This is a genomic window from Pandoraea sp. B-6, from assembly GCF_000282835.1.
Taxonomy (GTDB): domain Bacteria; phylum Pseudomonadota; class Gammaproteobacteria; order Burkholderiales; family Burkholderiaceae; genus Pandoraea; species Pandoraea cepalis.
Genome location: NZ_KB290553.1, coordinates 19,219 through 29,467, shown reverse-complemented (window position 1 = coordinate 29,467; position 10,249 = coordinate 19,219). Strand labels below are relative to the sequence as shown.

The window sequence follows — 10,249 nt, the reverse complement described above, 5'->3', positions numbered from 1 at the left end:
TTAGCCGTAGGGATCATGTTCGCAACGCTCGCGTGGGCGTTCGTCCCTTCGATGCAGTACCTCGCGATGCTGGCATGGTGCGGCTTCGGCGCGGCACTGCTGGCGCTCGCGCTGATCGACATTGATACGCGGTTGTTGCCCGATGCGCTCACGTTGCCGCTACTGTGGGCGGGCTTGCTGGGCAGCGTCGCGGGCCTGACATTGCCCATCGACGAAGCCGTGCTTGGCGCTGCGTTGGGATATGGCGTCATGGCGGCGATGGCGGGCGCGTACCGGGCGCTGACCGGTGTCGACGGACTGGGCGGCGGCGACGCCAAGCTCGTCGCCGCGTGTGGGGCATGGCTGGGGTGGATCGGCACGCCGCTGATGCTGGCCTTCGGCGCGGTGGCGGCCACGCTCGCTTTTGCGGGCCTCGGCGTGTGGCGCGGCCGCGCGTTGCGCGAGCCGCTGCCGTTTGGTCCCTGGCTATGCTTGGGCGCGGTGGCGAGCCGGCTGTGGGGCGAGCCTTTCCTAGATCTGTGGCTGCGCCCGGGCGGCTAACGTCGCTGGTGCGTGCGGCGCGGTGTCGACGGATGTCGATCCAACGCGCTGCGTCAATCGACCCGCGCCGGACAACATCAGGTCCGCGGCCTTTTCGCCGATCATCATCGACGGGGCGTTGGTGTTGCCGCCGATGAGCGTGGGCATGATCGACGCATCGACCACGCGCAAACCTTCCACGCCGCGAACCCTCAGTTCCGGATCGACGACCGACGCCGCATCGCTGCCCATGCGGCAGGTGCCGACCGGGTGGTAGATGGTGTCGGCGCGCGCACGTATCAGCGCGGTGAGCGCTTCGTCCGACTCGATGCCCCGGCTGTGCAGCTCCTCGCCGCCGAACCGCGCGAGCGACGGCGCTGCGAGAATCCGACGAATCACGCGCACCCCGCGCAGCAACGTGTCGACGTCCTCCTGCGCTTGCAGAAAGGCCGGGTCGATCCGCGGCGCGTCGCGCATGTCGGCGCTGGCAAGCGTCACGCGTCCGCGGCTTTTCGGACGCAGTACGCAGGCATGCAACGACAGGCCACGCCGCAGATGTAGCCGACGATTATGGTCGTCGCAGATGCCCACGAGGAAGTGCATCTGCAAATCGGGGCACGCCAGTGACGGATCGCTCTTGAGGAAGCCACCGGCTTCGGCCACGTTGCTGGCGAACAGGCCGCGCCGCTCGCGAAGATAGTCCAGCCCTTGCGTGAGCAGATGCCACAATCCCGCGGGCGTGTAGCCGACCAGATCGCGATGCGCCACGTACTTGTTGATGATGAAGTCGATGTGATCCTGCAGGTTCTCTCCGACACCCGGGGCATCGACGTGCACCTCCACGCCATGCGAGCGCAAGTGTTCGGCAGGGCCGATTCCGGAGCACATCAGCAACTGCGGCGAATTGAACGCTCCGGCGCTCAGCACGACTTCAGCGCGTGCGCGCAGCGTCTCCAGCGCGCCGCGCCGTTGCACTTTGACGCCGGTCGCGCGCTTGCCATCGAAGACAACGCGCTGCACCAGCGCATCGGTGATGACATGAAGATTTGCGCGTGATTTTCCTTGCAGATAGGCGCGCGCGGCGTTCCAGCGCTGCCCGTCTTTTTGGGTCACCTGATAGATGCCCGCGCCTTCGTAGTGCGGACCGTTGAAGTCGTCGCTCACGGGATACCCGGCTTCGCGCGCCGCGTCGACATAGTGTTGCGAGAACGGATTGACCGTGCGCAGATCGGCAACGTTGAGCGGGCCGCCGGTACCGTGCCAGGCATCCGCACCGCGTTCATTGTTCTCGTTGCGACGGAAGTACGGCAGCACGTCGTCCCATCCCCAGCCGGTGCAGCCGGCCTGCGCCCACGCGTTGTAATCGTCCGGGTGACCGCGCGTGTAGATCATCGCGTTGATCGAACTCGAGCCACCTAGACCGCGTCCGCGCGGCTGATAGCCCTGACGTCCGGCCAGCCCCGCCTGCGGCGTTGTGCGATAGCCATAGTTGCGCCGCGATCGGAACGGCACCAATGCGGCGAGACCGAGCGGCAGCCGTACGAGAAAGCTGTTGTCGGGCGGACCCGCTTCGATCAGCGCGATCGTGCTGCCCGGCGCACCGTCGGCCAATCGCGCCGCCAACGCACAACCGGCCGAGCCGCCGCCGACAATGATGTAGTCGTAGTCCATGCTGTCATCCTCCCTTGGATGGGCACTGCATCTACCGCTTTTTTTTGACGTTTTGTTCGCTGCTTTTTGCTTGTCGTTCTGAGCGCGATTGTCTCGTGTCTCGCTGCGCGCGGTGCCGCCGCATGGGCGACGCCTCGGAGCGGCACTCATTGTAAGCAGACAATCCCTGCGCTCGGGGGGGATGTGAAGCAATCCTCTAATTTATGGGAGCGCGCGGACCTAGCCGCTATGATGAAAGGATCCCCATGGCGTGACCGTCACATACGGCAATTGGGCATACGGAGACACGGATGACGCAAGCCTGGCAGACCCACGACGTCACCAATCAGGTGCCGCCGCTTACGGACTACAACCTTTACGCCACCGACGCCGCGTTGCAAGCCGCAGTGGCGGCCTTCGGCGCGGGGTGGCATGCGACAACGCTTTACCGCCAGGGCGCTCGCCTGGGCGAAGCCGAGGTGCAGGCGTGGGCGGAGGCGGCCAATCGTCACGCGCCGGAACTGCAATCGTTCGATTCGCAAGGCAATCGCATCGATCGCGTCGAGTTTCATCCGTCGTGGCATGCGCTCATGGGTTTGTTGCGGGGGGCCGAACTGCAGTCATTGCCGTGGGCGCATCCGCGCGACGGCGCGATGACGGCGCGCACGGCGGCGTATTTCCTGCACGCGCAGAACGAGGCCGGTGCGTTGTGCCCTACGACCATGACGTTCGCGAGCATTCCGGTGCTCGCCAAGGAGCCCACGGCCTTCGCGTCGATCAAGGACAAGTTGCTCGCGCCACAGCACGACCCGCGCGACGTGCCGCTCGCGCAGAAGCACGCCATTCTTATCGGCATGGGGATGACGGAGAAGCAAGGCGGCTCCGACGTGCGCACCAACACCACCACGGCCACCGATTGCGGCGACGGCACGTTCTCGCTCGTCGGGCACAAATGGTTCTTCTCGGCGCCGCAGTGCGACGCGCATCTGGTGCTCGCACGCGACGCCGACAGCGAAGCGTTGTCCTGCTTCTTCGTGCCGCGCTACGCGCCGGACGGGCGCAAGAACGGTGTGCAAGTGCAACGTCTCAAGGACAAGCTCGGCAATCGCTCCAACGCGAGCAGTGAAGTCGAGTTGCAGGGCGCGTATGGCACGCGCGTGGGTGCGCCGGGGCGCGGTATTCCCACGATCATCGAGATGGCGACGTATACGCGGCTCGACTGCGTGATCGGCAGCGCGGCAATGATGCGCGCGGGTGTCGTGCAGGCGATTCATCACGCGCGCCATCGCTCGGCGTTCGGGGCGAAGCTTGTCGATCAGGATCTGATGACGACGGTGCTAGCGGATCTGGCGCTGGAGTCGGAAGCGGCGACGTGGCTGGCGATGCGGCTGGCGCAGGCGTTCGACGCGGGCGTGTCCGACAACGATTCGCTGTGTGAGCGGGCGTGGCGCCGCATCGTGTTGCCCGCCGCGAAGTTCTGGGTATGCAAGCGCGCGCTCGAACTCGCGGGCGAGTGCATGGAGGTGTGGGGCGGCAACGGCTACGTCGAGACCGGCCCGCTCGCGCGGCTGTATCGCGAGGCGCCCGTCAATTCGATCTGGGAAGGCTCGGGCAACGTGATGTGTCTCGACGTGCTGCGCGCCATGAGCCGCGAGCCTGACGTCGCACAGTACTGGTTCCGATGGATCGGTGAGCGCACGGGATCGCATGCGCCGCTGCGCGCGGCGTTGGCGCAGTTGCACGGTTGGCTGGCGGCCGATCAGGCAACGCACGCGACCCGCGCGCGTGCGATTGCACAGCAGGTGGTACTGCTGGCACAGGCGGCATTGTTGCTCGAACACGCGCCGGCCGAGTTGGCGCATGGCTTCATCGAGAGCCGATTCTCGAACGCGGGCGGGCGGGTGTACGGCGTGATGCCGGACACGCTCGCGGTGGCAGTGCAACGTGCCTGGCTCGACCGGGCTTTTCTCGCATAACGGATAACAATATATCGATGGCGTTGGGCGGCACCGACGGGGCCACCTGCGACCTCAGGGAGGAGAAGGCATGGGATACCAACATGAATTGAACGGGTTGCATGAGGCGACACCGTCGTCGGCACCGGATACCTCGACCGACGACGACATCGCCCGCGCGTCGCTATTGCCGCGCTTCGACGCGATGCGCCGCGCACACGACGCGGCGCCGCAAGTCGATTGGCCGACGCGCAAGCGTCACCTGAAAGCGCTGCAAGCGATGCTTCACAAGTATCGTGAAACGTTCGCGAACGCCATCGATGCGGATTTCGGCGGCCGCTCGGCGCAGGAAACGGACATGCTCGAACTGTTCCCGTCGCACGGCAACCTGAAGCATGCGCTCGCGCACACGCGCCGCTGGATGCGCGGGTCGCGCGGCTGGGCAAACCTGTGGATGCTGCCTGCGCGACGCGCCGTCGTGCCGCAGCCGCTCGGCGTCGTCGGTGTGATCGTGCCGTGGAATTACCCGTTGTTTCTGGCCGTCGGTCCGCTCACCGACGCCTTGGCCGCCGGCAATCGGGTGATGATCAAGGTCTCCGAGGTCACGCCGCGCTTCGCGGATGCGTTTGCGGCCGCCGTGGCCGAGACGTTCCCGCCGGAGTGGGTCACGGTCGTGACTGGCGATGCACGGGTCGCGAGGGCGTTCTCGACGCTGGCGTTCGACCATCTGCTGTTCACTGGCGCGACGTCGATCGGCCATCATGTGATGCGTGCGGCCAGCGAACACCTCACGCCGGTGACGCTCGAACTCGGTGGCAAGTCGCCGGCCATCATCGGGCCGGGCGCGCGCTGGGAGCACGCGGTGGAGCGCATCATGCTCGGCAAGCTGGTCAACGCGGGTCAGACCTGTGTGGCGCCCGACTATGTGCTCGTGCCGCGCGACAAGCTCGACGCCTTCGTTGCCACGGCGCGGCAGGTGGCGGCGCGTCTGTATCCCGACGCCGTGAACAATCCGCAATACACGAGCATTGTGTCGTCGCGGCACTTCGAGCGGTTGTCCGGGCTTGCCGCCGAGGCGGCGGCGCAGGGCGCCACGTCGCACGCGCTGTTCGATACCCCGGCGCAGGCGGCGCGCAGGCGTCTGCCGCCCGTGGTGCTCACTGGCGTGCATGACGGCATGCGCGTGATGCGCGAGGAGATCTTCGGGCCGCTGTTGCCGGTGGTGCCCTACGATGACCTGGACGCCGCCATCGCCTATGTCAATGAGCGTGCGCGTCCGCTCGCGCTGTATGTGTTCGATACCGACAATACGCGCATTGGCCGTGTCGTCGACGGCACGATTTCCGGCGGCGTGACGATCAACGACACGCTGCTGCACGTTGCGGAGCATGCGCTGCCGTTCGGTGGCGTGGGGCCGTCGGGCATGGGGGGGTACCACGGTGAGGCGGGCTTCCGGACGTTCTCCAAGGAGAAGCCGATCTTCCGGCAGGCGCGCTGGAACGGCGCCGGCCTGCTCAACCCGCCGTATGGCAAGGTATTCGCCACGATGATCCGGCAATTGATGCGCTGACCTCTGAGCTCTGACGTCGGGCATCCGACGTCGCGATAAAACAAAACCCCCGCCGGTTCGACCCGAGCGGGGGTTTTGTTGGGTGCTCGCCGGTCGAGACCGGCGGGCACCACGCTAGCGATGCCGGATCAGGCCACCGCGCGCAGGCCGGCGTCGGCCAACAGGATGTCGGCGCGGTCGGTCGCTTCCCACGAGAATTCCGGCTCTTCACGGCCGAAGTGACCGTAGGCGGCGGTCTTCTCGTAGATCGGACGCAGCAGGTCGAGCATCTGGATGATGCCCTTAGGACGCAGGTCGAAGTGCTTCTCGACCAACTCGGCGATACGCTGATCGCTGATCTTGCCCGTGCCGAACGTGTTGACCATGACCGACGTCGGTCGCGCCACGCCGATGGCGTACGAGACCTGGATCACGCACTTCGAGGCGAGACCGGCCGCCACGATGTTCTTCGCGACATAGCGGCCCGCGTAGGCGGCCGAGCGATCGACCTTCGACGGATCCTTGCCCGAGAACGCGCCACCGCCGTGCGGTGCGGCGCCGCCGTACGTGTCGACGATGATCTTGCGGCCCGTGAGGCCGGCGTCGCCCTGCGGGCCACCGATCACGAAGCGACCGGTCGGGTTCACCAGGAACTTGATGTCGCCCTTGATCAGGTCGGCCGGCAGCACCGGCTTGATGACTTCTTCGATGACGGCTTCGCGCAGGGCTTCCAGCGCGATGTCCGGATGGTGCTGCGTCGAGAGCACGACGGTGTCGATGCTGTGCGGACGGCCGTTTTCGTACTTGATGGTGACTTGCGACTTGGCATCCGGGCGCAGCCAGGGCAGACGACCGTCACGGCGCACTTGCGACTGGCGCTCGACCAGGCGGTGCGACAGATAGATCGGCAGCGGCATGAGTTCCGGCGTTTCGTCGCAGGCGTAGCCGAACATCAGGCCCTGGTCGCCGGCGCCCTGATCGAGGTTGTCGTCATGCGCACGGTCCACGCCCTGGGCGATGTCCGGCGACTGGCGGTCGTAGGCGACCAGCACCGCGCAACCCTTGTAGTCGATACCGTAGTCGGTGTTGTCGTAGCCGATGCGGCGGATGGTCTCGCGCGCGACTTGCTGATAGTCGACCGTGGCGGTCGTGGTGATTTCACCCGCGAGCACGACGAGACCCGTGTTGCACAGCGTTTCTGCGGCAACGCGCGCGTACTTGTCTTGCTTCAGGATGGCGTCGAGCACGGCATCCGAAATCTGGTCGGCTACCTTGTCCGGGTGACCTTCGGAGACCGATTCGGAAGTAAAGAGATAATCGTTCGCCACTTCTGGCTCCTCTAAACGAATTTGGCGACTCACGTTGCCGTCATCGGAGGGGAAGCGGCGACGCTTTAGCGGAAAATTGGTCGTATGCGCTGCCTCGATAGGGTGGCACATTCGAATCGCCCCGCAAGTTGTCAGTTAACTCGGCGATGTCGCTTATTATACGCCCCTGAAGAAATCCTGCTTGCGACATGGCAACCACACCCAAGAAATCCCTCGGCTACTACCTGAGCGTTGGCCTGCTGCGCGGGCTCAACCTGCTGCCCTATGGCTGGGTCGCGCGCTTTGGCGCGGGTCTCGGGCACCTGTTGTACCTGATTCCCAGCTCGCGAAAGCGCGTTGTGCACACCAATTTGCGGCTGTGTTTCCCGCATTGGGACGAGGCGACGCGTGAGCGCGTGGCCAAGGCGTCGTTCGTGCATGCCATTCGCAGCTACGCGGAGCGCAGCGTGCAATGGTTCGCCGACGGCAAGAAGCTGGAGCGGCTGATCGAACTCGACTCGGCGGTCGACCTGCTCGACCCGAATATGCCACCGACGATCCTGCTCGGGTTCCACTTCGTGGGCATCGAGGCGGGCTCGGTGTTCATCAACTATTCGCTGCACCGGCCGTGCGCGTCGCTCTACACGCCGATGTCCAACCCGGCGTTCGACGCCATGGCCCGCGAGCAGCGCGGTCGTTTCGACGCGGAAATGATCGCGCGCGGCGACAGTGCCCGCGATGTGCTGCGCATGTTCCGAAAGGGCAAGCCGGTCATGCTGGCGGCCGACATGGACTATGGCGCGCGAAATTCCACGTTTGTGCCGTTCTTCGGCGTGAACACTTGTACGCTGACGTCCGTGTCCCGTCTGGCCGAAGTCGGCCGGGCCCAGATCCTGCCGTTCATCGGCGAGGTGCTGCCCAACTACAAGGGCTACCGCCTCAAGGTCTTCCCGGTGTGGGAAAACTATCCCAGCGGCGACCCCGACGCCGACGCGCGCCGGATGAACGCGTTCCTCGAAGAACAAATCCTGAAGATGCCGGAGCAGTACTACTGGGTGCACAAGCGCTTCAAGACGCGCCCGCCCGGCGAGCCAAGCGTGTACTGACAGGCGCCGGATGCGCGTCGGCCTTCTCCACTACAATAGCGCCATGAAGCTCAAATTCACCAAGATGCAGGGTGCCGGCAACGACTTCGTCGTGATCGACGGCATCTCGCAATCCATCGATTTCACGCCCGACCAGTGGCGGGCGCTCGCCGACCGCCATTTCGGCGTCGGCGCAGACCAGCTCCTGCTCGTCGAACGCTCGACGCAGCCTGGCGTTGACTTCCGCTATCGCATCTTCAACGCCGACGGCGGTGAGGTGGAGCATTGTGGCAATGGGGCGCGCTGCTTCGTCAAGTTCGTGCGCGACACGGGGTTGACCGACAAGCGCACGGTGCGCGTCGAGGTGCAGCAGGGCTTGATCACGCTCACGATGCGCGACGACGGCCAGGTCAGCGTGGACATGGGCGCGCCGATCCTCACGGCGTCGGATGTGCCGTTCGACGCCAGCGGGCTGGCAGGTCGTCGCGAGGGCGACGACACGCTCTGGCCGCTCGACGTGGCCGGCAAGACGACGTGGATTTCCGTGGTCTCGATGGGCAATCCGCATGCCGTGCAGGTGGTGGAGAACGTCGATACCGCGCCGGTGGAAACGGACGGCCCGCTGATCGAGCGTCATGCGCGCTTCCCGCGCCGCGTGAATGCGGGCTTCCTGCAGGTGGTGGACAAGCATCAGGCGCGTCTGCGCGTGTACGAGCGCGGTGCGGGCGAGACGCTCGCCTGCGGCACCGGCGCATGCGCGGCGGCAGTGGCAGGCATCCGCCGCGGGCTGCTGGCCGCGCCCGTGGCCATCGAAACGCACGGCGGCACGCTCACCATCGACTGGGACGGCGCAAGCGGTCCCGTCATCATGACGGGACCCGCCACCACGGTCTTCGAAGGGACGATCGAGATCTGACGCCAAACGTCGGTCCCGGTGTTCCGCGCGGGCAGGCCGCGGGCGCAGCACAGTAAGATTTTGGTTTCTGACGGACTCTGATTTAGCGACCCAGGCGGCCGTGCGCCACCGTTGTGCCTCGTGCGCAGCGGCGGTCGGCGGCAGTTGACGAACAGCAGACGGACACTCATGAACGACCGAGATATTGCGGAATACCTGATCGCGCATCCCGACTTCTTCGAACGCCATGCCGAATTGCTGGCCGGCGTGCGGCTCACCAGCCCGCACGGCCAGCGCGCCGTGTCGCTGCAAGAGCGCCAGATCGAGATGCAGCGCGAAAAGACCAAGCAGATCGAGCGACGCCTCGCCGAATTGATGCGCTACGGGCACGAGAACGACGACATCTCGGCCAAGCTGCATCGCTGGAACCTCGGCCTGCTCGGCGAGCGCGATCCGCACGCGTTGCCCGACGCGATTGCCCGCGGCCTGCGCGACGTTTTCAACGTCCCCTTTGCGGCCGTTCGTGTGTGGAACGTGGCCGCGCCGTACCAACCGGCCGAGTTCGCCCGCAGCGTGAGCGAAGAGGTCAAGATCTTCGCCTCGAGCCTGGCGACTCCCTATTGCGGTGCCAACACCGGTTTCGAAGCCGTGACATGGCTCGGCGCGCCGAGCGATCCGGCGTCGGTGGCGCTGCTCGCGCTGCGTGACCCGCAAGTCACGGATGGGCCGGTCTTCGGCCTGCTGGTCATGGGCTCGGAAGCCGCCCGCCGTTTCCATGAAGGCATGGCGACCGACTTCCTGACGCAGATCGGGGAACTGGCCGGCGCGGCGCTCAGCAAGCTGCGCGCGAACGATTGATGCGCGTCGCCGGCGCCCGGGCGGACTGACGCGCTGACGGCACCTTTCACCACGCCTTATGGTCACCTCGACCCGATCGCCGCGTCCTACCAGCGTGGCCACGCCCAAGGCGCGCGCCGGGCGCGCCGCGCCGGAACGCGCGCGCAAGCCCGGGGCGCACGCAGAGGCGTCGGACGACGAGACGCCGCTCGAACCGGGCATCCGCCACTACCTGACGTCGCTCGCCAGCGAGCGCAAGCTCGCCGAGCTCACCCTGGAAAACTACACGCGCGACTTGCGCCAGTTGCAGCGTTTGGCGCGCGGCCGCCCGCTCGAATCGCTGGAGCATGGAGACATTCGCCGCTTCGCCATGCAGTTGCACAGCGAGGGCCTCGTCGGCCGCTCCATCGCCCGCAAGCTCTCCGCCTGGCGAGGCTACTTCGCGTGGCTTG

General features: G+C 66.1%; 9 protein-coding genes. 7 read left to right on the top strand and 2 right to left on the bottom strand.

Annotated features, from left to right (window positions below; all coding sequences use genetic code 11):
* Window positions 1-540 (top strand): A24 family peptidase (locus A985_RS27195; RefSeq protein WP_232424693.1); only part of this gene is annotated, 540 nt, incomplete at its 5' end.
* Here the strand turns inward: A985_RS27195 and A985_RS0119895 are convergent.
* Window positions 511-2,190 carry a GMC family oxidoreductase gene (locus A985_RS0119895; protein WP_017235132.1) on the bottom strand — a complete coding sequence of 560 codons (1,680 nt, stop codon included), beginning with the start codon at window positions 2,188-2,190 and terminating at the stop codon, window positions 511-513. The two genes, A985_RS27195 and A985_RS0119895, sit on opposite strands and share 30 nt — an antisense overlap.
* A gap of 290 nt (window positions 2,191-2,480) precedes the next feature.
* Between A985_RS0119895 and A985_RS0119890 the strand changes: the two genes are divergently transcribed.
* Both A985_RS0119890 and A985_RS0119885 read left to right on the top strand, forming a co-directional pair.
* Entirely contained in the window at window positions 2,481-4,145 is a 1,665-nt protein-coding gene (locus tag A985_RS0119890) for an isovaleryl-CoA dehydrogenase (protein ID WP_017235131.1), read from the top strand.
* Window positions 4,146-4,215: 70 nt separating this feature from the next.
* Complete coding sequence (locus A985_RS0119885; protein WP_017235130.1) at window positions 4,216-5,694, top strand: coniferyl aldehyde dehydrogenase; 1,479 nt, start codon at window positions 4,216-4,218, stop codon at window positions 5,692-5,694.
* A 128-nt stretch (window positions 5,695-5,822) separates the two neighbouring features.
* Here A985_RS0119885 and metK read toward each other — a convergent pair whose 3' ends face one another.
* Window positions 5,823-7,001, bottom strand: coding sequence for a methionine adenosyltransferase (gene metK / locus A985_RS0119880; protein WP_017235129.1), 1,179 nt, complete (start codon window positions 6,999-7,001; stop codon window positions 5,823-5,825).
* 188 nt (window positions 7,002-7,189) lie between these two features.
* Here metK and A985_RS0119875 point away from each other — a divergent pair, with 188 nt between their 5' ends.
* From A985_RS0119875 to A985_RS26350, 4 genes are all read left to right on the top strand, one after another.
* Complete coding sequence (locus A985_RS0119875) at window positions 7,190-8,086, top strand: lipid A biosynthesis lauroyl acyltransferase (RefSeq protein ID WP_017235128.1); 897 nt, start codon at window positions 7,190-7,192, stop codon at window positions 8,084-8,086.
* Window positions 8,087-8,129: 43 nt separating this feature from the next.
* Window positions 8,130-8,981, top strand: a complete 852-nt coding sequence (gene dapF / locus A985_RS0119870; RefSeq protein WP_026132183.1) for a diaminopimelate epimerase — start codon at window positions 8,130-8,132, stop codon at window positions 8,979-8,981.
* Window positions 8,982-9,149: 168 nt separating this feature from the next.
* Complete coding sequence (locus tag A985_RS0119865) at window positions 9,150-9,818, top strand: DUF484 family protein (RefSeq protein ID WP_017235126.1); 669 nt, start codon at window positions 9,150-9,152, stop codon at window positions 9,816-9,818.
* Window positions 9,819-10,017: 199 nt separating this feature from the next.
* Window positions 10,018-10,249, top strand: a 232-nt coding sequence (locus A985_RS26350; RefSeq protein ID WP_369751601.1) for a site-specific integrase, incomplete at its 3' end; no start/stop codon positions are given.